Raw genomic sequence first — 22,577 nt, 5'->3', positions numbered from 1 at the left:
CCTCAGGCCTGGTACTGCTTCTCTTCGATGAAGCGCGAGCCGGCCAGGCGGTTGATGGTGTTCTTCACCTGGATGCGGTCGCCGTTGTGGCGGGCGACCGAGCGCGCGAGTTCGATGAACCCGGCATCGAAGGCTTGCGCGGCTTCTTTGGTGCGTAACGCGTCCTGCACGTCCCACATGCGCTCGTTGATCGCGCGCAGTTCATCCATCAGCGCAACGAGTCCGGTCTGCTGCGCCACCAGCGGTGCCCACAGCGCCAGCAGGCCATCCCGTTCCACCTGCACATGCGCCCGCTTGCCGGCATCGTCGATGCGCTCGGCCTTGATCTCGAGGATGGACAGCTTGTCGGCGAGTTCGCCGATGGAGACGGGGATCTGGATGGTGTTCATGCGCGCATTCTAGCGCCGCAACGGGTGTGCGGGCAGCGCATGGCATGATGCGGTCCCGCACCCGATCCGGCCGGAGGCCCATCCGCATGCTGCAGCGAATCCTGGTGGTACTGATGGTCCTGGGCCTGTCGCCAGGGGCGGTGGCGGCGCCATCGCAGGTACGGATCACCCACGAGGACGGCCGCTATGTGCTGCGGGTCGATGGGCAACCCTTCCGCATCAAGGGCGCGGGCATGGCCGGCGCGGGGCCGGAGGCGCTGGCCGCACGCGGTGGCAATTCCTTCCGTACCTGGGACACCGGCACCGATGTGGCCGAGGTGCGGGCGATGCTGGACCTGGCGCAGCGCAACGGGTTGAAGATCGCGATGGGCATCTCGGTCGGCAACGAGCGGCACGGCTTCGATTACGACGATGGCGCCGCAGTGGCCTCGCAGCTCGCGCGCATCCGCGAGGAGGTGAACCTGTACAAGGATCATCCCGCGGTGCTGATGTGGGTGGTCGGCAACGAGCTGAACCTGCACTACCGCAATCCGAAGGTGTGGAATGCGGTGGGCGCGATCACCGACATGATCCATCGCGAAGACCCGAACCATCCGGTGATGACGACACTGGCCGGGTTCGACAGGCCGCTCATCGATCTGCTGAAGGCACGTGCGCCATCGCTGGACCTGATCGGCATCCAGCTCTATGGCGACATCGGCGCATTGCCGGACAAGCTCAGGACCAGTGGCTGGACGGGGCCTTACGTGGTCACCGAATGGGGTCCCACCGGTCATTGGGAAAGCCCGCTGACGTCGTGGAAAGCCCCGGTCGAGGACGACGCCACGCGCAAGGCGCAGTTGCTGCAGCAGCGCTACGAGCGGGTGATCGACGCGGACACCACGCAGGGGCTGGGTTCGTACGTGTTCCTGTGGGGAAACAAGCAGGAGCGCACGCCCACGTGGTACGGCCTGTTCCTGCCCGGTGGCGAGAGCACGCCGGCGGTGGACGCGATGCAGTACGTGTGGACCGGTGCGTGGCCGGCCAACCGCGCGCCCTCGACGACGACGCTGCGACTGGATGGTCGGGTGGCGACGGACAGCGTCACGCTGCAGGCAGGCAAGCCCTACGCCGCGAAGATCGAGGCGCAGGACGCGGACGGCGATGCCTTGCAGTACCGCTGGACGGTGCTGCACGAAAGCACGGCCACCAGCATCGGCGGCGACCGCGAAGACGTGCCGCCTGCGGTGAAGATCGCCCTGCACGAAGACGGCAACGGCGGGCTGCGCTTCGACGCACCCAAGGCGCCGGGCGCATATCGTTTGTTCGTCGAGGTGCTGGACGGCCAGGGACATGCGGCCTACGCCAACCTGCCGTTCCGGGTGGTGAAGCCCTGATCCGCGTTGCATGGATCGACGCGCGGGCGGCAGAATGGACGTGCGCCGGGTAGCGCATTTCGGGGAGTACTGCATGCACAAGGGAATGGCGTGTCTGTGGGTGTTGGCGGGGTGGTTGCCGGCGTGGTTCGTCGATGCCCAGCCTGCGGAGAGCGCGTCGGCGCCGACGCGAAATGGCATGTTCATCGTGGATGTCGAGCCGTACTCCAGTGCGAAGCCCCTGTCCCGCAAGGTGGCCCGGCAACTGGATGGAGCCGCCCTGGAATGGGGCATACACGAGAACCAGGTGGTGTTCTCTTTCCTGGGGACGCGATTCGTCGATTTTCCGCTTGATCGCGCCGCGAGGTATGGTCGCAAGGAATCGCTCGAGCTGCCGGCCGGTGACTATCGGGTGACGGGTGTCGGCCTGGAGATGACGACCAGTTACACCGCCGACCTCCTGGTGAACCGGGGCGCGTTCGTGAACGAGGGTGTGGTGACGTTCCGCATCGAGCCGGGACGAACGACTTCACTGGTGATTTCCCCCGTTATCCAGCGGGACACGACGATGAACATCGACTTCTGGATGCCGACCCTGATGGCGCGCGTGCGGACCGACGGGAGCGAGACGCAGGCGGTCGCGTTGAATGTCCGGAGTCCTGCATCGATCGCCTGGCCGGCGTATGACGGCCCGCTCAAGCGAGCTGTCGAGTGAGGGTGGGCCGGAGGGTTCGCCGATGAATGTCCTGAAGACCGGCTTCTTCGTCGCCGTGGCCGCCCTGGCCGTCCTGGCGGCACGCGAATACGTGCCGCGGGATGCCGTGCAGGCGGTGACCGCGCGTCTGACGGGCGGAACCGCGGAAACATCCAGCGCTGCCAGCCGCCATGGGTTTGTCGATATTCCCTTGCCGGATGGCCAGTCCGGCCATCATGTGGTGATTTTCGCGCCCGCGAACTGTCCGTCCGATGCGGCACAGCGTGCGGAAGCGCTGGCACGCCGGCTGGACGAAGCCGGCATTCCATACACGCGCTCGCAGAACGCGAACTTCAGCACGCTGTCCTCGCAGGACGAGGCGAACCGGGTGATGTCCGTGATGAACGGGCCGATCCCGGTGGTGTTCGTGCGCAAGCGCGCCCGTGCGAACCCGGACGCCGATGCGGTCCTGGACGAATATCGCGGCGGCTGACGCTGCAGCGTTCCACCCGCGGGGTCGACCGCTGCTGCTGCGGTGCAGCATAATGGCGGAATGGACGTCGCACCGCCTTCTGCTGCCTTTCCTTCCGTCGCCGACGCGCTGACGCCCCGCCAGATCGGCCTGATCCTGTTTGCGTTGACGCTGGGCGGTTTCGCCATCGGCACCAGCGAGTTCGCCAGCATGGGCTTGATGCCCAACATGGTGGCCTCACTGGGCGTGACCGAGCCGCAGGTGGGTCACCTGATCAGCGCCTATGCGCTGGGCGTGGTGGTCGGCGCGCCGCTGCTGGCGATCCTGGGTGCGGGGTGGAGCCGCAAGACGCTGCTGCTCGCCCTGATGGGCTTCTACGTGCTGGGCAACCTGGCCAGCGCACTCGGCCCGACCTACGAAAGCCTGCTGGTGTTCCGTTTCATCGCGGGCCTGCCGCATGGTGCCTACTTCGGCGTGGCCGCGTTGACGGCGGTCGCGATCAGCCCGCCGAACAAGCGCGGACGCGCGATCAGTCTGGTGATGCTGGGCCTGACGCTGGCCATCCTGATCGGCAATCCGCTGGCGACCTGGCTGGGCCAGGTGATCGACTGGCGTTGGGTGTTCGCCTTCGTCGCGCTGATCGCGCTGGTGACCGCCACGCTGCTGGCGATCTGGTTGCCGAAAGGCATCGATGGCCACAAGGCGCATCCGCTGGATGAACTGCGCGCGTTCAATCGGCCGCAGGTGTGGCAGGCGCTGGGCATCGGCGCGATCGGCTTCGCCGGCATGTTCTGCGTCTTCAGCTACCTGGCACCGACGATGCTGGAGGTGACGCGCGTGTCGCCGGCGTGGATCCCGCTGGGCCTGGCCGGTTTCGGCGTGGGCGGCGTGATCGGCAACTTCGTCGGCGGCTGGTTGTTCGACCGCATGCAGTTGCGCGGCGTGTGGATCGTGCTCGCCTGGGCGGTGGTGATGCTGCTGCTGTTCCCGCTGATGGCGCAGTCGCTGCCGACGATCCTGCTGGCCACGGTGGGCATCGGCCTGATGGGCGCACTGGGCCCGATCCTGCAGTCGCACCTGATGGACGTGGCCGGCGAGGCGCAGACGCTGGCGGCCGCTTCCCACCACGCGGCCTTCAATACCGCGAATGCGCTCGGCCCGTGGCTGGGCGGCATGGCGATCACTGCGGGCTTCGGCTGGACCTCGACGGGCTACGTGGGCGCGGCGATGGCGGTTGCAGGCCTGCTGATCTACGCATGGGCGCAGCAGACGTTGCGCGCCGCAGATGCGACGACGGAGGTCGCCTGCGAGTCGTCGCGCTGAGTTTCGTGCATGAAACTGTCATCAAAATGAAACATTGAGGTGGCGGTTCCCGAAATGGATCGCCGCGCACGCCATCCTTCAATTCCCGGCGGGCGGTGCCGCTAAGGAAGTGCCTTCCTTTCCGTGCCGCACCGCCATGTCGTCGTCCTCCGCTTCCCGTTCCTTCGGCCTGCAGACCAAGCTACTGGGCGCCCTGACCCTGGGCCTGGCCGTCATCCTGTTATGCGCACTCGCCGGACTGGGCTCGGCCTGGCTCAGCCTGTCTACCGACGTGCCGGCGCAGGTCGCGCAGGCGGCGGATGGCGAACGCCTGAGCCGCGATTTCCGTGTGCAGGTGCAGGAGTGGAAGAACATCCTGATCCGCGGGCATGACGAGGCGCAGCGCACCAAGTACGTGGGCGCGTTCGACGCCAAGGGCCGTGATGTTGCCGCATTGGCCGAGCGCCTGTCCCGCGAGATCGCCGACGCGCAGGCCCGCGATCTTGCCGCCGCATTCGCGACGCAGCACGCGGAGCTGGAGCGCAACTACCGCGCGGCGCTGGAACAGTTCGCCGCCGCCGGCTACGACACGCAGGTCGGCGACGCGCTGGTCAAGGGCATGGATCGCCAGCTGGGTGAAACGCTCGAAGCGCTGGTGGCGCGGACGAAGACGATCGCCGACGAAGCGGTCGTAGCGCGCTCGCAGGAAGCCCGACGCACGCTGGTGGCGTGCGCGGTGCTTTCCATCGCCGCTGCGGCCGTACTGGTGCTGTTGCTGGCCTGGTGGGTAAGGCGTTCGGTGATCCGGCCCGTCATCGATGCGGCGGCCGCGGCACGCGCAGTGGCCGCGGGCCGGCTCGACCGGCGCGTGGACGTGCGCAGTCGCGACGAGATCGGCCAGCTCGGCACGGCGATGATGGACATGACGTCCACCCTGCAAGGCGTGATCGCGGAGCAGGGCGAGATGGCGAAGCAGCACGATGAAGGGCGGATCAGCTATCGCATGGACGATGCCTGCTTTCCCGGCGAATACGGCCGCATGGTGCGCGACACCAACGCGCTGGTGGCCTCCCACCTGGCCGTGATGCAGCGGCTGGTAGAGCTGATGCAGCGCTATGCGGTGGGCGACCTTTCGATGGACATGGAACCGCTGCCGGGCGAGAAGGCGGTGCTCACGGAGGCCATGCGCACGACGAAGGCGAACCTGTCGGCGATCAACGGCGAGATCCGCGGCCTGGCGCAGGCTGCCGCCGCCGGTGATTTCAGCCGGCGCGGCGACGCAGCGCGCTACGAGCACGACTTCCGGGCGATGGTGGACGGCCTCAATCGCCTGATGGAAACCACCGACGGCAACCTCGCGGACGTGTCCGAGCTCCTGCGCGCGATCGCGCGTGGCGACCTGACGGCGCGCATGGAAGGCGACTTCCACGGCGTGTTCGCCACCATGCGCGACGATGCCAATGCCACGGTCGGGCAGCTGACGGATATCGTGGGTCGCATCCAGCAGGCCTCGACGTCGATCAACACGGCGGCGAGCGAGATCGCCGCCGGCAACGGCGACCTGGCGCGCCGTACCGAACAACAGGCTGCCAATCTCGAAGAGACCGCTGCCTCGATGGAGGAACTGACTTCCACGGTCCGTCATAACGCCGATTCGGCGCGCCAGGCCAATCAGTTGGCCATCGGTGCCGCGTCGGTCGCATCCGAAGGTGGCGCCACGGTGGAGCGCGTCGTGGACACGATGGCGCAGATCGAACAGTCGTCCCGCAAGATCGCCGAGATCATCTCGGTCATCGACGGCATCGCCTTCCAGACCAACATCCTGGCGCTCAATGCGGCGGTGGAAGCCGCGCGTGCTGGCGAGCAGGGCCGTGGTTTCGCGGTAGTCGCTTCTGAGGTGCGCACCCTCGCCCAGCGTTCAGCCAGTGCGGCCAAGGAGATCAAGGGCCTGATCGAAACGTCCGTCGACAAGGTCGCCGATGGCTCCAAGCTCGTGAATCAGGCCGGCTCGACCATGGGCGAGATCGTCGCCTCGGTGCAGCGCGTGACCGACATCATGGCCGAGATTTCCGCGGCTTCGCAGGAACAGTCGGCCGGCATCGAGCAGGTCAACCAGGCCATCACCCAGATGGACGAAACCACGCAGCAGAACGCCGCGCTGGTGGAAGAAGCCTCGGCCGCGGCGCGCTCGATGGAAGAGCAGGCGCAGGCGCTATCCGATTCCGTGGCGGTGTTCAGGACGGATGTACGGCCCACGCCGCGCCGGCTGGCCGCGGCCGCCTGAATCCGGACGTCACTCGGGCGACGAGGCCGCAGGTGGCGAACCCGAGCGCCAGCGGCGCGTGGTGCGCTGGAAGAACTGGCTGTTGGGGATCTGCAGCACGGTGTCGCCGCGCAGCGCGTCTTCTTCCAGCAGCGTCGTGTAGAGCAGGTTGATGTCGATCACGCGGCCGCGGAGGCCGGGTTTGTCGCCGTTCTCGAGCACTTCGATGTGGTCGTGCACGCGGAACGGACGGGTGGTCAGGATCAGTAAGCTGCAGAAGATGTTCGACAGCACGCTCCATGCGGCGAAGAAAGCCACGGCAGCGACGGCGGTGAAGCCCGTGAGCGCCGTCCACAACACGCTGCCTGACACGCCAAGCCGGCCCAGCGCGAGCATGAACGCCGACATGTAGACCAGCACGCCCAACAGCCGGCGCGCGCTGACCGCGACCTGGGCCGGCAGGCGGTAGCTGTCGCAGATGCGGCGCACGATGATGCGCAGCACGCGCAGGAGCAGCCAGGCACCGAGCAGGATCGCCATCGCCTGTGCGATGGGGATGGCGACGTCGGCGCCCTCGCGGAGCCAACCCGCTAGTTGAGGCCAGTTCATCGTTGCGCCTGCAGGAAAGAATGCGTGTGCAAGGCGTCGGTGTACGTGTGCATGCGGAAAGGGTGAAGGCGTACGCTGCCAGGGTCAAGGTTCGAAGGGATGTGCTTTGCCGCACGCGTAGACATGGTTGTAGTCGCTGGACATGCACTGGTAGAAGTCGTGTCGTACCCCGGTGGCGGCTTCGCAGTCCTGTACGGTGAGAACGCGTAGCAGCGCTTTCAGTGTGGGCGTGGTTGCATCGTAGGCGGCCTGGGTCATGTAGCCGCCGCGCAGATTCTTCTCGCCCACTTCGAGCATGGTCTCCACGCCCCAGCGGGCATTCTCCACGGCTTTGGCGCAGGCAAGGGGAGGGGCGTCCTCTTGCACGCTCGACAGATGCTCTGCGATGGCCGCGACATCGGCCTGTACCTCGGCGGGCAATGGGCGAGGGGGCGCGTCTTCCTGCGCCTGTGCGCTGGTTGCCAGCATGAGCAGCATCGGCAGCGTGAGGAATGACGACCGACGGCGGAATCGACCAAGCAACATGGATTTGACGAACGGTTGAAGCAGGGTGTGCATTGTAGAGCGGAAAATCACGGGAGCGCCGCCGACGGGTGTGCGCTGGGCAGGGTGGTTGGACGCTTGTGGAGGCTCGTGCCGCTTGCAAGAATGCACGGGCGCCGGAGCAGGCGCAGGTGCTGGCAGGAAGCGGCACCCGTCATACCGGATCGCCCGACACTTCCACTATGTGAGGACCACATGACCTACAAGCTACTTGCCGCCATCGCGCTCGCATCGTCGAGCGTGGCGCCCGCCGCCCTGGCGGGTGAATGCGAGGACAACTTCAGCAAGTCCGGCAGCATCTTCTCCGGCACCGATTTCTCCAGTCGCGTTACGGTCCCCGATCTGTCCGTCAAGGATGCGATGGGCCAGGTCCGCGGGATCATGATCGGCGAGAAGATGGACGTGATCACCGAAGACGCCGAGACCGGCACGATGCTGGTCGAGCAGCGTTCCACCGGCACCACGCGCGCCATCCCCACCTTGATCGCCATCAGTGGCGAAGGCGGCAGGGCGACGGTGCAGATGACGGTGAAGACCGAGAAGGGCCAGATCGCGAAGGCGGATGCGATGCGTCCGTACATGTGCGAGTTGCTGGCCAAGGTCAAGGGAGGCAAGGACGGCCGCGCCGCCGCCGCGCAGGGCGCGAAGACCCAGAACAACGCCGATGTGACGGTGAAGGACGTCTACGTGTTCTCGCGCGAAATAGCGCGCGAGGCCAAGGGCAATGCGGTTGCCGTGACGGCGCGCCACAAGGGCCGCCACTACGCGTTGCGCGGCCGGGTGGATTACGTGCAGGAAGACGGCGAGGACTACAACGTCTCGTTCGAGATTCCCCAGCCCGGTTCAGGACTGTTGCAGGTGCCGGGCGACAACGAGCCGCGCGTGGGCGTGGCCTGTCTGTTCAAACCCAATCAGTTGGCCAACGTGCTGACCTTCCGCAAGGGCGACAAGGTGACGTTCAAGGGTCAGTTCCTGCGCTACGACGACTTCAAGCGCGTGCTCTGGCTGCAGAATTGCACGCAAACGCGCTGATACCCAGGCGTCGCTGACGAAAAAGGCGCCCGGGAAGGGCGCCTTTTTTTTCCGGCCAGCAGGATCAGTTGGCCTGGCGGCGGTAGACGCCCACGTTGGTGTAGCGGCGGCCATCGCTCAGGTGTCCGTGCATACGGATCACCAGCGTGTCTTCATCCACCAGTTCGCGCTCCGACCATTGCACTTCCTCGCCGTCGTGCCAGGTCGTCGAATGGAGTTGTGTGGGAGACACGGATTCGAAGCTGAGCGCATCCGCATGCGGCGTGCTGTGGTACGGGTACTGCGCGCCGTCCGCGCGACCGTCGAAGGCGGCGCGATAGCGCTTGCCGTTGGCGCTGAGCCATTCCGATGCGATCGACAGCTTGCCGTCCTTCGCGTACGACAGCCGATAGCGCGCACTGCGCGGCGGGCGCCCGAGCTGGTAGTCGCACTGCTCGGGGAGCAGGTGCCAGGTACCGGTGAACGCGGCGGCGGCATGGGTGGTCATCAGCGCTCCTTGCGCGGGCGGCAGTCGGGGGCATTCCCGGGACCCCCATGCTAGCGAGCCCCCCCGGGGCGCCGGCTGCCAACGTCGTCGCAATTTCGCGCACGGCTGCTCTGCGGAGAACGGGTCCTTGCCGGAATGCACGCTTTAGTGTGACGAGGAGTGCGACCCAGTGCGCAGCATGCGGCGCGGATGGCCGCTAGGCAGGAGGCGTTCAGCGAGCGCGGGAGGTCAGCGCTTCGATCAGGCCCTCCGTCGTGAGGATCGCATGCGCATACGTCGGCGCGTTGATCTCATGCGCCGCGTGCATCGCGGCCACGCTTGCCGCCGCGGTGGCGTCGCGCACGAGGGTGACGTGGTAGCCAAGTTCGGAAGCGAAGCGCCCGGTCGTTTCGATACAGGTGTTGGCGATCAGGCCGATCAGGATCACGTGGGTGATGCGGTGCTGCTTCAGCAGGTAGTCCAGGTCCGTGTTCGCGAACCCGCTGCTGCCCCAGTGCTCCTTGGCCACGATATCCCCGGGCTGCGGCACGAAATCGGGATGCCATTCCGCGCCCCAGCTGTCCTTCGCGAACGGCTGCACGCGTGCCACACCCAGCTGGTAGGGCGTGGGATGGTCCCAGCCCTTGAAGTCGTCCGGTTCGAAGCGATGGTGGGGAACGATGAACACGGGCAGGCCCGCCTGGCGCACGCACGCGACCACGGCGCGGAGATGCGTGTGCAGATCGACATTGCGGGCCACCTCGGCGACCAGGGGCCAGAGCTTGCCGCCTTCCGAGAGGAAGTCGTTGTAGGGGTCGATGAAGAGCAGCGCAGTGCGCCCGGCGGGATATCCCTGCATGGACATGGCGGCGTCCTTTGGCGGCACGAAGGGCCACCTGCGCGGCGAGCATCGCGCCGCCGTCCCGCCCTGCCTTGCACCGGCGTGCGCGTCGGGCACCCATCCGCCGCCCGCGCCGTTTTCCAGGGAGTGTGGCGTCGACCTCTAGGGAGGTAGCGTCGACTCCGCGTCGCCCAGATGGCTGAACAGGAAGGCGCGCGCCTTCCGCCAGTCTCGCCGCACGGTGCGTTCGGTGACTTTCAGCACGCCGGCGATTTCCTGTTCGCTGAGCCCGCCGAAGTAGCGCAGCTCCACCACCTGCGCCAGGCGCGCGTCCAGCGTGTTCAGGTCGTTTAGCGCTTCGTCCAGGATCAGCAGCTGTTCCAGTCGCGAGCCCTGTACGGGCTCGGTCGTTTCGTCCAGCGGCAGCAGGTCCATGCCCTCGCCGCGCTTTTCGGCGAGCGCACGCCGCACTTCGTCGAGCAGGACGAAGCGCATCGCGCGGGCGATGAGCGCGACCAGATGGGCCCGGTTCTCGACGCTGAAATCCGCGCTGGCCAGCTTCAGCCACGTCTCGCTGATCAGCGAAGTGGGCGAACGCATGTGGCCGCGCCGTTGCTGCCGGATCTGGGAGCGCGCGATCTGGTGCAGATCGCGGTAGAGCAGCGAATAGATGCGGTTCCAGGCCCCCGCCTGGCCGCTTTCCACTGCGCCCAACAGTTGGGTAACGGATTGCTCGTCCAACGTAGGCAATGGGCCCGCGAAGGGGGGGATTTTCGGCAACGACGCACCCTGCATGGGGCCGTCTGGGTCTCGCTGTCCCGTCATGTCCGGACTGCGCCTGTGATCACGATCTCGCTCCATATATGACGCGGCAAACGCTGCTCATGCAAGCCGTAACCGCCGCTTCGGACGCGGGGCCCGCCGGGAAGGGGGAGCGGGAAAGGGGGGCGGGGAAAAACGGACATCGAGGGGTCTGGGCGGAATGTCGACAAGAGGGTGCCATGCGTAGTCTGAAGAAAGTCTGTGGTGTGAGTTTTTCGAATGTCCTGTCGATGAGGGGGCGGATGCAGGGAGCGGTCGCGCAAGGTGATCGACATGCGGTATGACGCGCCGGCCGTCCTGTCGCGAGAGGATCGCGACCTGCATGTCGCTGGCCAGGCACCGGTCGCTACCGTGGGCATCGCGCCGGTATTGCCGCAGGGGTTGGGTCCGCGTGCGATCAGTCAATGGTTGATCGTGCAACGATTGAGTGCGCAGGAATGGCAATTGCTCATGAATTCGCTGCCGGGTCGCGTCGGTGCGCGTGCACGTCGCGGCGGCAATACCCGCCGCTTCATCGAAGCGGTGCTCTGGGTGGCGCAGACCGGTGCCTATTGGTCCGACCTGCCGCGTGAGTTCGGGTCGTGGCACGGCATCTACGTGCGTTTCATACGCTGGGCGCAGGACGGCAACTGGGGTGAAGTGATCACGCGACTGGATCCGCAGGACCAGCGTTCGCAGGACCTGCAGGCGCTCGTGCAGCGCTATCTGAAGCGGAACAACACCAAGCACCTCAGTCGGGTGATGCGGGGCTCATAGCTTTCAGCGCGGCTTGCTCGCCGCGGCATTGGAACCATGAATAGGGACGAGGGTCGGCGGCGCCTCTGCCACCCCCTTCGTCCGCCATCTACCTGCCGGCGATATCCCCCGTCCGGCAGTTAGTGGACCGGCCCCGTCCCCATGGCGCCGGTCCTCGCCTGCCCTGCCCGACACAGGGCAGGCATCGCGCCTCGGCGCATGAGGGGGAGGTGCAATGCCTCCCCCTCGCTTTTTTGGCGAATCCTCACGCGACGCTACGCCCGGCTTAACACCGGCAGGCCTAGGCTGGCGCTCCCGAAGCTCCAGGAGCTCTCCGATGAGCACGCATGTCTTCACCGCGCAGGACGCGTCCGGTCGGCGGTGCCGCATCCAAGTTGTCCGTGAAGAAGCGCATGCCGCGACATCGCAGGCGCAGCCCGTCCCGTCCAGCGCCTACGTGCTGGAAGACGGAAGTCGCGTCCGCCGCATCGACAACGACACGTTCCTGGTGATCGGCACCGGTGCCTACGTCACCCGTGTGAGCGACTGAGCCGCCGGTCGATATCGCCAGCCGTCAATAGACGGCCGACGCGACCAGCGGAGCGGCGTGCGTCCAGTCGGCACGCGCCTGCAGGAATCCCAGCTCGACCAGCACCGCCGTGCCGACCACCTGCGCGCCCTGCTGTTCGACCAGCTGGACCGCGGCCTTCAACGTGCCGCCGGTCGCCAGTACATCGTCTATGACGACCACACGCGCCGCCGCAGGAAGTGCATCGACGTGGATCTCCAGCCTATCGCGGCCGTACTCCAGTCCGTAGTCGAGTGACAGCGTATGCGCCGGCAACTTGCCCGGTTTGCGTACCGGTACGAAACCGACACCCAGCTCGCGCGCAACCGCGGCACCGAGGATGAAGCCGCGCGCTTCCACGCCGACGACCGCATCGATCGCCACGCCGCGCCAGGGGTCGGCCATCGCGGCAATCGCTTCGGCAAAGGCGTCGCCATCGGCGAGCACCGGCGTGATGTCCTTGAACAGGATGCCGGGCTTGGGGAAATCGGGGATGTCGCGGATCAGGTCGGTCCAGGGCATGGCGCGGTGTTCGGGAGCAGGGCGGCTGATCCTAACGCAGCGCGCATGGCCTGGGATGCTTTCTCCCGTGGGAGGCGGCTAATCATGGCCGCCGCGCAGGGCTATCCTCGCGCTCCCCACATGATGGAGTTCCCCCGATGAGCACTGCCCTGACGATGCACCGCGCATCGGTCCCCGTCCTCCTGCGTGCGCTGAAGACCCTGCGCCACGTGCTGGAGAAAGGCGAAGCGCACGCACGCGAGAAAGGTTATGAACCGGTCGTGCTGCTGCAGTCGCGACTGGCGCCGGACATGCTGCCACTGGTGCGCCAGGTGCAGATCGCCACGGATACCGCGAAGTTCGCCGTGGCGCGCCTCACGGCCACGGAATCGCCGCGCTTCGAAGACGTCGAAACCACCTTCGACGAGCTGTACGCCCGCCTGGACGCCGTGTCCGCTTACCTGCGGACCTTCGACGAAGCCGCTCTCCAGGGCAGTGAAGACCGCATCATCACGCTGACCACGCGTACCCGCGGCGAGCTGGTGTTCGACGGCCGCGACTACCTGTTCGGCTTCGTGCTGCCCAACCTGTTCTTCCACGTCACCACGGCGTACGGCATCCTGCGCCACAACGGCGTGTCGCTGGGCAAGCTGGATTACCTGGGCCCCGACGCCTGAGATTCTCCCGCCGGAGTGGCGTGTCCGCTCTGGTCCCTGGCCGGCGTTGGACTGGAAGAGCCGCGCGATCCCTGCCGCGCGGCGGCTTCCCTGGGGAGCCGGTTGCCCGGCGGCGACGGAGTGCTGCGCATGTCACGGCATGCGACGTGGGCTTCCGATACTGTCGTCCGGGCCTCCACGCCATGCGACCCCCGTCGCATGGGCGGACGCCGGGACCACCTCAGCGAGGGAAGCAGCGATGGCGACCGCATTACGGATCCTCTGTGTGCACGGGGTGGGCCAGCATCCGCCGGGAGGCGCCTGGCAGCAGACCTGGGAAGACGCGATCCACGACGCCTGCCGGCAGATCGATGCCGAGCGCGCGATCGACATCCATTACTGCCACTACGACGACATCTTCGCCCAGCACACGGTGAGCCTGGGCGACACGCTGGAAGCCCTCGCGCGCCTGCTCGCCAACGGCATCACCGCACCGTTCCGGCGCGCACGCGGCGACGACTCGCGCCTGCGCCACACCGCGGGCATGGTGGTGAAGTGGGTCGAGAGCGCCACCTTCCGCAAGCAGACGCGCGACCGGCTCGTGCAGCGCATCGAGGCGGTCAAGCCGCACGTCGTGCTCGGCCACAGCCTCGGCTCGCTGGTCTGCTACGACACCTTCACCCACGAAGACACCCGCGCCACCGGCAACGGCCGCTACTTCGTCTCGCTGGGCTCGCAGATCGGCAACCCGTTCGTGCGCGGCGAATACCAGGCTGGCCGCCTCAGCGCGATCGAAAAAGCGCGCTTCTGGTATCACCTCTACAACCGCTTCGATTCGGTGTTCACCGCGCGCGTGGCCATCACCGCCGACAACTTCCGCCAGGTGGACACGCACTTCGACATCGCCGGCAATGCGGACCACGCCGCCGAGGAATACCTGCGCCATCCGCAGGCGATCAGCACCTTCTGGTTCGACGTGCTCAACGACGAGACCACGCGCATCACCCGCGCGCTGCGCGAACAGCGGCCGGTGGCCGCGCGCGTGGCCACGCCGCCCAAGCGGGCGTTGCTGATCGGCATCAACGAGTATCCCGACCCCGACCAGCGCCTGGCCGGCTGCGTCAACGACGTGTTCCTGATGAGCGCCATGCTGCAGGAACAGGGCTTCGACGCCGGCGACATCCGCGTGGTGCTGGACGACCGCGCCACCGCCGACGGCATCCGCGAGCGCGTGGACTGGCTGCTCGATGGCGTGCGCCCCGGCGACCAGCGCATCCTCTACTACAGCGGCCACGGTGCGCAGCTGCCCACCTACGGGCTGGGCGACCGCGTGGACCGCATGGACGAGACGCTGGTCCCCTACGACTTCGACTGGACCGAGGACACCGCGCTCACCGACGACTGGCTGTTCGAGCGCTACGTGCAGCTGCCGTACGACGTGGACTTCAGCATCATCCTGGACTGCTGCCACTCCGGTGGCATGTCCAAGGGCGGGCCCGCGCGCATGCGCGGCCTCAATCCGCCGGACGACATCCGCCATCGCACGATGAAGTGGAGCGCCGATCGCGAGATGTGGGTGCCGCGCGAACTGGAAGTCGCCGAACGCAAGCAACTCGCCGTCGACCAGGCGACCATGCCGCTGGGCGACATGAGCGGACGCTTGGGCTACGCGCTGCCGGTGCGCACGCTGCGGCTGTCGCAGGCGCGCCAGATGCGCAAGCGGCTGGGCCACAAGGGTCCCTACATGCCGTTGCTCGTATACGCGTGCCAGGAAGGCGAATTCGCCTACGAATACGAACACGGCGCCATCCAGCACGGTGCGTTCACCTACGCGCTGGTGAAGAACTGGCGGAAGATGCTGCGCGGTGGCGCCGGCGACCGCCGCCGCCTGAAGGTCAGCGACTTGGTGAACTACACCTCCCAGGAACTGCGCGAGCTGGAATACGACCAGACCGCCGCACTGGCCGGGCCGGAGATCCGCCTGTCGCGCTGGATATAGGGCGCTTCAGCCCGCCGCCGCGCACTCGCGCGCGCGCGCCAGCAGCAGCGCCTGCTCGCGCGCGTTGCGGGTCATCGCCGCCGCGCGTTCGAACTCGGCGCGCGCCTCGTCGTGCCGCGCCAGCTTGAACAGCAGGTCGCCGCGCACGCTCGGCAGCAGGTGGTAGTGCTTCATCGCCGGATCGTCCTGCAGCCGGTCCACCAGCGGCAGCGCGCTCGCCGGTCCGGTCGCCATCGACACCGCGACCGCACGGTTCAGTTCGACCACCGGCGACGGATTCACCTGCGCCAATGCGGCGTACAGCGTGGCGATCCGCACCCAATCGGTGTCTTCGGCCATGCGCGCGCGGGCGTGGCACGCCGCGATCGCGGCCTGCAGCGCATAGGGGCCGAAGGCGCCGCCCAGCTGTTCCGCGCGCGCCAGTGCGTCCAGTCCGCGCTGGATCAGCAGCTGATCCCAGCGGCTGCGGTCCTGGTCGAGCAACAGCACGGCTTCGCCGTCCTTGCCCACGCGCGCATGCAGGCGCGAGGCCTGGATTTCCATCAGCGCCACCAGCCCGTGCACGTCGGCTTCGGAAGGCGTCAGCGCCGCCAGCATGCGACCCAGCCGCAGCGCTTCCTCGCACAGCGCCGGCCGTACCCAATCGTCGCCGCTGGTAGCCGAATAGCCTTCGTTGAACACCAGGTAGACCACACCCAGCACACTGGCCAGCCGTTCCTGCAATGCATCGCCACGCGGCACTTCGAAGGCGGCATCGGACTCGGCCAGCGTGCGCTTGGCGCGCACGATGCGCTGCGCCACGGTCGGTTCCGTCGCAAGGAACGCGCGCGCGATCTCGTCCGTGGTCAGACCGCACAGCAGGCGCAGCGTCAACGCCACGCGCGCTTCCATCGACAATACCGGATGGCACGAGACGAACACCAGCCGCAGCAGGTCGTCGTCGATGTCGTGGTCGAGCGCATCCTCGTCGCGGGCGCGGCGCTCGTCCTGGATCTCTTCCAGTTCGCGCGCGAGTTCCTCGTGCTTGCGGTCCAGCAACTGCAGGCGGCGCAGCCGATCGATCGCGCGGCGCTTGGCGGTGGTCATCAGCCACGCCCCCGGATTGTCCGGCACGCCGTCACGGGGCCAGGTCTCCAGCGCGGCGACCAGCGCGTCCTGCGCCAGTTCCTCGGCCAGGTCCAGGTCGCGCAGCATGCGGGCCAGGCCGGCGATCACGCGCGCCGATTCGATGCGCCAGACAGCATCGATCGCGCGATGGGTGGGGGACGTCGACATGGCGCGCATCAGACCACGGCGCCGCGGCCGGTGAAAGCCGCAGCGCAGCGAACAGGGGCTTCATGGCTGCCACACCGTGCCCCCGCCGCCATCACGCATCCTTTTCGCAGTTGATCATCCACGGCACGCCGAACTGGTCCACCAGCATGCCGAAGCGCACCGCCCAGAACGTCTGCGTCAGCGGCATGGTCACCTGGCCGCCTTCCGACAGCGCGCCGAACACGCGCTCCGCATCCTTGATGCTGTCCACCGCCAGCGCCACCGAGCAGCCCTTCACGCCGTCGTACGGATGCGCCGGATGGTTGTCCGAGCCCATCAGCACGGTCTGCCCGAACATCACGTGCGTGTGCATGATCTTCTGCTTGTAGTCGGCCGGGATGTCCTCGCAGCCCTCGGTACCGTCGAACCGCATCATCGGCCCCAGCTCGCCGCCGGTGGCTTTCGCATAGAAGGTGAAGGCGGCTTCGCAATCGCCGTTGAAGATCAGATAGGGGTTGACGTTCATGGTGTGTTCCTCGGGTGGTCGGGTGCAGGGCCGGCACGGCCTGCTCGTGTTCTCCGACGAACCGGCGGGGCCGGAATCGACAGCGTCGGAGATGAAGATGCATTCGGCCTGAGCGCCCGTCAGCGGACGGCGTCGCCGGGACCGGTCGCGGCAGCGGCGATGGCCTCGCGCTGGCGTCGGGTCAGCTTGGCCAGGGCATGGCGGTACGACCACGCCACCAAGTCCTTCAGGTAGGCGCCGGGTACCGAGGACACCTCCACCACGGTCACCCAGCGGTGCTTGCCCAGCCAGCGCGCCGGCTTGATGCCGGGCTGGTCGGTCAGCTCCAGGAAGCGCTCCGGCGCTACCTTGAAGCTGAAGCGCCACCGCTCCGGCTCGCTGGTCTTGAAGTAGGCGAAGCGCTTCCCGCCCACCTCGTACACCAGGATGTTCGAGGGTTCCCCATGCAGCGTTTCCACGCTGCCCGGCAGGGCACGGCAATGGCGTTTGAGGGCGGCGACATCCATGCAGGCGATGCTAGCGCCGTGAATGCTCGCGTGGCGTGCAGGCGGGGTGGGTCGAGGGCGGGGGCTGTCCTCAGTCGGGCGCGGTCGGTTTGGCGCCGTCTTCATTCACTGCAGCTAGAGTGCCGGGCAGCACGTCCATGCGATACCCAGGAGTTTCCGATGAGCACCCCCTCCGCCTTCACCCGCCTCGCCAAGAAAGCCTCCACGTTCACGGGCCGACCCGCGTGTTTCGCGCTGGCGCTGGGGACGATCGTGGTGTGGGCGGTCACCGGGCCGCTGTTCGGTTTCAGCGATACGTGGCAGCTGGTCATCAATACGGGCACGACGATCATCACCTTCCTGATGGTCTTCCTGATCCAGAACACGCAGAACCGCGATACCGAGGCGATGCAGATCAAGCTGGACGAACTGATCCGCGTCTCGCGCAGCGCCAACAACGCGCTGCTGGACCTGGAGGAGCTGGAAGAGAAGGAGCTCGACGACCTGCGCGCGCACTACGAAGGCATGGCGCGGCAAGCGCGCGAGGTGCAGCAAGCGAAGACGAAGCGCGGATAGCGTGCGGAAGCTGGGATTACGCTTCGCTTCATCCCAGCCTACGGCGGGCCGGGATGTTTAGCGCAAGAGATGTTCGTAGGCTGGGATGGAGCAACGCGGAATCCCAGCATCGCGGTAGCTGGCAGTCCACGTCGCGTCACCATCCATGGAAGCTGGGATTACGCTTCGCTTCATCCCAGCCTACGGCGGCGGAGGATTCTTCACGCCGCCCCAATCCTCCGTGTACACGCCGCGCGCGACCCAGCGGCGGAACGAGGAATACGGCCAATCCCGTGCCGTGGCGACATGGCCGTGCTTGACGGGGTTGTAATGGATGTAATCCAGGTGCCGTGCGTAATCGGCATCGTCGCGAATGCGATGTTCCCAATAGCGGCGTTGCCAGACGCCGCGCTCGCCTCTGCGCAGGCGGCTAGCGCTCGGCGCCACATCGTCCGTCACCTGTTCCGCGAAGCGCGCCTTGATCAGCCGCCATCGCAGCGGATAGTCAGCGTCGTCGGACGGCAACTGCCACAGGCAGTGCAGGTGATCCGGCAGCACGACGATGGCATCGACGCGCACGGGATGATCAGCCAGCGTGGTGCGGAATGCCTCGCGCAACGCGTCGATGTGTTGGGTCAGCGTATGCCGCTTCCGGTCGGCCAGATTGACCGTGAAGAAGTAGCAGCCACCGGGCGTCCTGTCCCGAAGGTATGTCCTCATTGCGTGAGGGTAGCTGGGATTGCGCTTCGCTTCATCCCAGCCTACGGCGGGCCGGGATGGTTCGTAGGCTGGGATGGAGCAGCGCGGAATCCCAGCATCGCGGTAGGTGATCGTGCGTGTCGCGTCACCGTTCATGGAAGCTGGGATTGCGCTTCGCTTCATCCCAGCCTACGGCTACTCACCCACAGCCTGGCGCGAGAGTCCGAGCCTCGGTCTTCTCTCACCAAGGGTGTCGCGTCAGGCAAAAAGCCTCGCGCGACATGCCTGTCACCCCACCGGGTCGCGCAGCAGGTCGTGCAGTGCTTCGTCCAACGTGGGGAAGCGGAAGCTGAAGCCCTCCGCCAGCGCGTGCGCCGGCAGCACGCGTTGGCCGGTCAGTAGTAGCTGGGCCATCTCGCCGAAACCCAGGCGCAGGGCGAAGGCGGGGGTTGGGATGATTGCGGGCCGACGCAGCGCTGCGCCCAGCGTGCGGGCGAAATCGCGGTTGGTCAGCGGCGTGGGCGCGGTGCCGTTGTAGGCGCCGCCGGCCTGATCGCGCTCCAGCAGCCACTGCAGCATCCCCACCAGATCGTCGCGGTGGATCCAGCTCATCCATTGCCGCCCATCGCCCATCGGTCCGCCGGCACCCAGCCGGAACGGCGGCAGCATCTTCGCCAGCGCGCCGCCGTCGGCACCCAGCACGATGCCCGTGCGCACGCGGCAGGTGCGCACGTCCAGGCCTTCGGCCTGCATCGCCTCGGTTTCCCAGTCGCGGCAGAGCTGGGCGGCGAAGTCGTCGCCGGGCGCGGCGGATTCGTCCAGCGCTTCGTCGCCGCGCGGGCCGTAGTAGCCGATGGCCGAACCTGAGACCAGCACGCGCGGGCGCACCGACTGCCGCGCCATCCAGGCCACCAGCGCCTGCGTGGTGCCCAGCCGGGATGCGCGGAACGTGGCCTTGCGCGCGGCGTTCCAGCGCCCGGCCATCAGCGGCTCACCGGCCAGGTTGACCACGGCCTCCACGTCGCGCGCATCCTCCAGCGCGGCCAGTACGCGCACCGCGGCCGGCAGCTGCGCGCGGGCGCGCGCGGCGTCGCGCGTCAGCACGCTGAGGGTGTGGCCGCCTTGCAGCAGCACGGCGCAGAGCGCCTGGCCGATGAAGCCGGTACCGCCGGTGATCAGGACATGCATGCGGGGTCTCGCCGAGGACCGGGGAAGCTTACGCACCGGGGCGTGTTGCGGATGTGGAACGGACCGTGGGCGGGGATCGACGGCCGGCCGGCGGGGGCGCGCCTACACTATGCCCATGGCTTCCCTTCCCCTGGTCCTGCTGCCCGGCCTGCTCTGCGACGCGCGCCTGTGGCGCGATCCCGCGGCCGCACTGGCCGACCTGACCCCGATCCACCCCGCCGACCTGACCCTGGACGACAGCGTCGCCGGCATGGCCGCGCGCGTGCTGGCCACGGCACCGCCGGTGTTCGCGCTGGCTGGCCTGTCGATGGGCGGCTATGTGGCCTTCGAGATCCTGCGCCAGGCGCCGCAACGCGTGGCGCGGCTGGCCCTGCTGGATACCAGCGCGCGCACCGATCCGCCGAAGCGGCTCGCCGTGCGCAAGGCCGGCCTGGCGCTGGCCGAATCCGGGCGCTTCGCCGGTGTCACCCGCAAGCTGCTGCCGCAGCTGGTGCACGAGAGCCGGGTGGAGAGCGAGGTAGGCGAGGAGGTGATGGCGATGGCGCAGCGCGTCGGCCGCGATGCCTTCCTGCGCCAGCAGCGCGCCATCATCGACCGCCCCGATTCGCTGCCGCTGCTGTCCACCATCGCCGTGCCCACGCTGATCGGCGTGGGCGAGGACGACCGCATGACCCTGCCGGAAGAAGCCCGCCTGCTGCACGAACGCATCGCCGGCGCGCGCCTGCATGTGTTCGCGCGCTGCGGCCACCTGCCGCCGATGGAAGTGCCGCAGGAAACCACCGCGGTGCTGCGCGACTGGCTGCTGGCGCCATGACGCGGCCGGCGCGCACGCGCATGCACGCCGTCGCCACGCGCGGCCGCGACAATGGCGCATCCTTTTCTTTTTCGTTGAACGCACGGGAGTACACATGGAACTGGCGATGATCGGGCTCGGGCGCATGGGCGCCAACATGGCCGAACGGCTGGTGCGCGGCGGGCATCGCGTGCGCGGCTACGATCCCGGCGACGCGGCGCGCCAGCAGGCCGAAGCGCGCGGGATCATTCCGCACGCGAACCTGCAGAACGCGGTGTCCGCGCTGCCCACGCCGCGCGTGGTGTGGCTGATGGTGCCGGCCGGGCAGGTGGTGGACGACACGATCGCGCAGCTGCGCCCGCTGCTGGCGGCTGGCGACACGGTGATCGACGGCGGCAACTCCAACTACAAGGACACCCAGCGCCGCGGCGCGCAGTTGGCCGAGGCCGGTATCCACTACATCGACTGCGGCACCAGCGGTGGCGTGTGGGGCCTGGCCGAAGGCTACAGCCTGATGATCGGCGGCGATGCCGACGCGGTGGCGCGCCTGCAGCCGGTGTTCGCCACGCTCGCGCCCACGCCGGAGACCGGCTGGGGCCGCGTGGGGCCGGGCGGGGCGGGCCACTTCGCCAAGATGATCCACAACGGGATCGAGTACGGAATGATGCAGGCGTATGCCGAAGGTTTCGCCATCCTCAAGCACAAGGACGCGATGGACTTCGACCTCGGCGCGCTGGCCGAGATCTGGCGCCACGGCAGCGTGGTGCGGTCGTGGCTGCTCGACCTCACCGCCGATGCGCTGAAGAAGAATCCGCAGATGGCCGGTATCGCGCCCTACGTGTCCGACTCCGGCGAAGGCCGGTGGACGGTGGCCGAGGCCATCGACCTCAACGTGTCCGCGCCGGTCATCACGATGTCGCTGCTGGAACGCCTGCGCTCGCGCGACGACGACTCCTACGCCGACAAGCTGCTGGCGGCGATGCGCAACGAATTCGGCGGGCATGCGGTGAAGCAGGGGTAGGCGCGCGGGTCAGGGGCGGTTAACGCGCGCGACGTCCGGCTCACCCGGTCTTATCGCGCGCATCGCTAGGCTGCCGGCATCGACTGGAGGACCTCGATGAAGATCCTGATGGTGCTGACCTCGCACGACCGCCTCGGCGACACCGGCCACAAGACCGGCTTCTGGCTGGAGGAATTCGCCGCGCCGTACTACGTGTTCAAGGACGCCGGCGCGCAACTGTGGCTGGCGTCGCCCAAGGGCGGCCAGCCGCCATTGGACCCGAAGAGCGATGCGCCCGACGCGCAGACTGCGGCCACCGTGCGTTTCAACGAGGATGCCGAGGCGCTGTCGGCCCTGGCCACCACGCACCGGCTGAAGGACGTGGTGGACGAACAGTTCGATGCGGTCTTCTTCCCCGGCGGCCATGGGCCGCTGTGGGACCTGGCCGAGGATGCGGATGCGATCCGCCTGATCGAACAGACGTTCTCCGCCGGCAAGCCGGTCGCGGCGGTCTGCCACGGCCCGGCGGTGTTCCGGCACACGCGCGGCGCGCTCGGCGAGCCGCTGGTGAAGGACAAGCGCGTTACCGGTTTCTCCAACGAGGAGGAAGCCGCGGTCGGTTTGAGCGAGGTCGTGCCGTTCTCGCTGGAGGACGTGCTGAAGAAGAACGGCGCCCGCTACGAGCGGGGGCCGCTGTGGCAGTCGTACGTGGTCACCGACGGCATGCTGGTGACCGGCCAGAACCCCGCCTCGTCCGAAGCCGCGGCCGAGGATGTCCTGCGTCTGCTGCGCTGACGCGTTCACGGCCGCTTACCGCCGCGCGCGTAGCG

The 22,577-nt window shown here is 67.6% G+C and carries 26 protein-coding genes; 14 read left to right on the top strand and 12 right to left on the bottom strand.

Annotated elements, in window-relative coordinates:
- Positions 1 to 2: 2 nt before the first annotated feature.
- Entirely contained in the window at positions 3 to 389 is a 387-nt protein-coding gene (locus ASD72_RS20255) for a DUF6165 family protein (RefSeq protein ID WP_056881786.1), read from the bottom strand.
- Between the two features lie 113 nt (positions 390 to 502).
- Between ASD72_RS20255 and ASD72_RS20250 the strand changes: the two genes are divergently transcribed.
- The 5 genes from ASD72_RS20250 (at position 503) to ASD72_RS20230 (ending at position 6,496) form a co-directional block, all read left to right on the top strand.
- Positions 503 to 1,765, top strand: coding sequence for a glycoside hydrolase family 2 TIM barrel-domain containing protein (locus ASD72_RS20250; protein WP_343123688.1), 1,263 nt, complete (start codon positions 503 to 505; stop codon positions 1,763 to 1,765).
- A gap of 10 nt (positions 1,766 to 1,775) precedes the next feature.
- The gene (locus ASD72_RS20245) at positions 1,776 to 2,459 is read left to right on the top strand and encodes a hypothetical protein (protein ID WP_235578075.1); all 684 of its coding nucleotides are present in this window, start codon (positions 1,776 to 1,778) and stop codon (positions 2,457 to 2,459) included.
- A 22-nt stretch (positions 2,460 to 2,481) separates the two neighbouring features.
- Positions 2,482 to 2,931: a hypothetical protein gene (locus ASD72_RS20240; protein WP_056881783.1), complete on the top strand. Its 450-nt coding sequence runs from the start codon at positions 2,482 to 2,484 to the stop codon at positions 2,929 to 2,931.
- A gap of 60 nt (positions 2,932 to 2,991) precedes the next feature.
- Complete coding sequence (locus tag ASD72_RS20235) at positions 2,992 to 4,233, top strand: MFS transporter (RefSeq protein ID WP_056881782.1); 1,242 nt, start codon at positions 2,992 to 2,994, stop codon at positions 4,231 to 4,233.
- 136 nt (positions 4,234 to 4,369) lie between these two features.
- Positions 4,370 to 6,496: a methyl-accepting chemotaxis protein gene (locus ASD72_RS20230; protein WP_056881781.1), complete on the top strand. Its 2,127-nt coding sequence runs from the start codon at positions 4,370 to 4,372 to the stop codon at positions 6,494 to 6,496.
- 9 nt (positions 6,497 to 6,505) lie between these two features.
- Here the strand turns inward: ASD72_RS20230 and ASD72_RS20225 are convergent, their stop codons facing one another.
- Entirely contained in the window at positions 6,506 to 7,084 is a 579-nt protein-coding gene (locus ASD72_RS20225; RefSeq protein ID WP_056881780.1) for a mechanosensitive ion channel family protein, read from the bottom strand.
- Between the two features lie 84 nt (positions 7,085 to 7,168).
- Positions 7,169 to 7,642 carry a hypothetical protein gene (locus ASD72_RS20220; protein ID WP_155944775.1) on the bottom strand — a complete coding sequence of 158 codons (474 nt, stop codon included), beginning with the start codon at positions 7,640 to 7,642 and terminating at the stop codon, positions 7,169 to 7,171.
- Between the two features lie 180 nt (positions 7,643 to 7,822).
- Here ASD72_RS20220 and ASD72_RS20215 point away from each other — a divergent pair, with 180 nt between their 5' ends.
- On the top strand, positions 7,823 to 8,659 hold the full coding sequence (locus tag ASD72_RS20215) for a hypothetical protein (RefSeq protein ID WP_056881778.1): 837 nt from the start codon (positions 7,823 to 7,825) through the stop codon (positions 8,657 to 8,659).
- Positions 8,660 to 8,723: 64 nt separating this feature from the next.
- Here the strand turns inward: ASD72_RS20215 and ASD72_RS20210 are convergent, their stop codons facing one another.
- The 3 genes from ASD72_RS20210 to ASD72_RS20200 form a co-directional block, all read right to left on the bottom strand.
- On the bottom strand, positions 8,724 to 9,146 hold the full coding sequence (locus ASD72_RS20210; protein ID WP_056881777.1) for a hypothetical protein: 423 nt from the start codon (positions 9,144 to 9,146) through the stop codon (positions 8,724 to 8,726).
- Between the two features lie 211 nt (positions 9,147 to 9,357).
- Positions 9,358 to 9,990 carry an isochorismatase family cysteine hydrolase gene (locus ASD72_RS20205; protein ID WP_056881776.1) on the bottom strand — a complete coding sequence of 211 codons (633 nt, stop codon included), beginning with the start codon at positions 9,988 to 9,990 and terminating at the stop codon, positions 9,358 to 9,360.
- 138 nt (positions 9,991 to 10,128) lie between these two features.
- Positions 10,129 to 10,707 carry an ECF-type sigma factor gene (locus ASD72_RS20200; RefSeq protein ID WP_162250414.1) on the bottom strand — a complete coding sequence of 193 codons (579 nt, stop codon included), beginning with the start codon at positions 10,705 to 10,707 and terminating at the stop codon, positions 10,129 to 10,131.
- Positions 10,708 to 11,061: 354 nt separating this feature from the next.
- Between ASD72_RS20200 and ASD72_RS20195 the strand changes: the two genes are divergently transcribed.
- Both ASD72_RS20195 and ASD72_RS20190 read left to right on the top strand, forming a co-directional pair.
- Positions 11,062 to 11,544 carry a transposase gene (locus ASD72_RS20195; protein ID WP_155944774.1) on the top strand — a complete coding sequence of 161 codons (483 nt, stop codon included), beginning with the start codon at positions 11,062 to 11,064 and terminating at the stop codon, positions 11,542 to 11,544.
- Between the two features lie 316 nt (positions 11,545 to 11,860).
- The gene (locus ASD72_RS20190) at positions 11,861 to 12,073 is read left to right on the top strand and encodes a hypothetical protein (protein ID WP_056881773.1); all 213 of its coding nucleotides are present in this window, start codon (positions 11,861 to 11,863) and stop codon (positions 12,071 to 12,073) included.
- Between the two features lie 24 nt (positions 12,074 to 12,097).
- Here the strand turns inward: ASD72_RS20190 and ASD72_RS20185 are convergent, their stop codons facing one another.
- Complete coding sequence (locus ASD72_RS20185; protein ID WP_056881772.1) at positions 12,098 to 12,613, bottom strand: adenine phosphoribosyltransferase; 516 nt, start codon at positions 12,611 to 12,613, stop codon at positions 12,098 to 12,100.
- A 137-nt stretch (positions 12,614 to 12,750) separates the two neighbouring features.
- Between ASD72_RS20185 and ASD72_RS20180 the strand changes: the two genes are divergently transcribed.
- Together ASD72_RS20180 and ASD72_RS20175 are read left to right on the top strand one after the other, a co-directional pair.
- Positions 12,751 to 13,269, top strand: a complete 519-nt coding sequence (locus ASD72_RS20180; protein WP_056881771.1) for a DUF1993 domain-containing protein — start codon at positions 12,751 to 12,753, stop codon at positions 13,267 to 13,269.
- 238 nt (positions 13,270 to 13,507) lie between these two features.
- Complete coding sequence (locus tag ASD72_RS20175) at positions 13,508 to 15,247, top strand: caspase family protein (protein ID WP_162250413.1); 1,740 nt, start codon at positions 13,508 to 13,510, stop codon at positions 15,245 to 15,247.
- Positions 15,248 to 15,253: 6 nt separating this feature from the next.
- On the opposite strand, the gene ASD72_RS20170 is transcribed toward ASD72_RS20175, so the two are convergent.
- The 3 genes from ASD72_RS20170 to ASD72_RS20160 all read right to left on the bottom strand — a co-directional run bounded on the left by ASD72_RS20170 (position 15,254) and on the right by ASD72_RS20160 (position 17,533).
- Positions 15,254 to 16,522 carry an RNA polymerase sigma factor gene (locus ASD72_RS20170; RefSeq protein ID WP_056881817.1) on the bottom strand — a complete coding sequence of 423 codons (1,269 nt, stop codon included), beginning with the start codon at positions 16,520 to 16,522 and terminating at the stop codon, positions 15,254 to 15,256.
- A gap of 91 nt (positions 16,523 to 16,613) precedes the next feature.
- Positions 16,614 to 17,027 carry a VOC family protein gene (locus ASD72_RS20165; protein ID WP_056881769.1) on the bottom strand — a complete coding sequence of 138 codons (414 nt, stop codon included), beginning with the start codon at positions 17,025 to 17,027 and terminating at the stop codon, positions 16,614 to 16,616.
- 119 nt (positions 17,028 to 17,146) lie between these two features.
- Positions 17,147 to 17,533, bottom strand: coding sequence for an MmcQ/YjbR family DNA-binding protein (locus tag ASD72_RS20160; RefSeq protein WP_056881768.1), 387 nt, complete (start codon positions 17,531 to 17,533; stop codon positions 17,147 to 17,149).
- Positions 17,534 to 17,692: 159 nt separating this feature from the next.
- Here ASD72_RS20160 and ASD72_RS20155 point away from each other — a divergent pair, with 159 nt between their 5' ends.
- Complete coding sequence (locus ASD72_RS20155; protein WP_056881767.1) at positions 17,693 to 18,088, top strand: low affinity iron permease family protein; 396 nt, start codon at positions 17,693 to 17,695, stop codon at positions 18,086 to 18,088.
- 180 nt (positions 18,089 to 18,268) lie between these two features.
- Here the strand turns inward: ASD72_RS20155 and ASD72_RS20150 are convergent, their stop codons facing one another.
- Both ASD72_RS20150 and ASD72_RS20145 read right to left on the bottom strand, forming a co-directional pair.
- A complete protein-coding gene (locus ASD72_RS20150) occupies positions 18,269 to 18,922 on the bottom strand; it encodes a transposase (RefSeq protein ID WP_235578074.1) in 654 nt (217 codons plus the stop codon).
- Positions 18,923 to 19,054: 132 nt separating this feature from the next.
- On the bottom strand, positions 19,055 to 19,954 hold the full coding sequence (locus ASD72_RS20145) for a TIGR01777 family oxidoreductase (protein WP_056881765.1): 900 nt from the start codon (positions 19,952 to 19,954) through the stop codon (positions 19,055 to 19,057).
- A gap of 115 nt (positions 19,955 to 20,069) precedes the next feature.
- On the opposite strand from ASD72_RS20145, the gene ASD72_RS20140 reads away from it, so the two are divergent.
- The 3 genes from ASD72_RS20140 to ASD72_RS20130 all read left to right on the top strand — a co-directional run bounded on the left by ASD72_RS20140 (position 20,070) and on the right by ASD72_RS20130 (position 22,542).
- A complete protein-coding gene (locus ASD72_RS20140) occupies positions 20,070 to 20,768 on the top strand; it encodes an alpha/beta fold hydrolase (RefSeq protein ID WP_235578073.1) in 699 nt (232 codons plus the stop codon).
- Positions 20,769 to 20,862: 94 nt separating this feature from the next.
- On the top strand, positions 20,863 to 21,768 hold the full coding sequence (gene gnd, locus ASD72_RS20135) for a phosphogluconate dehydrogenase (NAD(+)-dependent, decarboxylating) (protein WP_056881763.1): 906 nt from the start codon (positions 20,863 to 20,865) through the stop codon (positions 21,766 to 21,768).
- 96 nt (positions 21,769 to 21,864) lie between these two features.
- Positions 21,865 to 22,542 (top strand): type 1 glutamine amidotransferase domain-containing protein, encoded by a 678-nt coding sequence (locus ASD72_RS20130; RefSeq protein ID WP_056881762.1) that lies wholly within the window; start codon positions 21,865 to 21,867, stop codon positions 22,540 to 22,542.
- The last annotated feature ends 35 nt before the right edge of the window (positions 22,543 to 22,577 follow it).

The organism is Pseudoxanthomonas sp. Root630, assembly GCF_001427585.1.
In the GTDB taxonomy this organism is placed as follows: Bacteria; Pseudomonadota; Gammaproteobacteria; order Xanthomonadales; family Xanthomonadaceae; genus Pseudoxanthomonas_A.
Note: the sequence above shows the minus strand (reverse complement) of the source record. Positions and strands in the feature narration are given on the sequence as shown.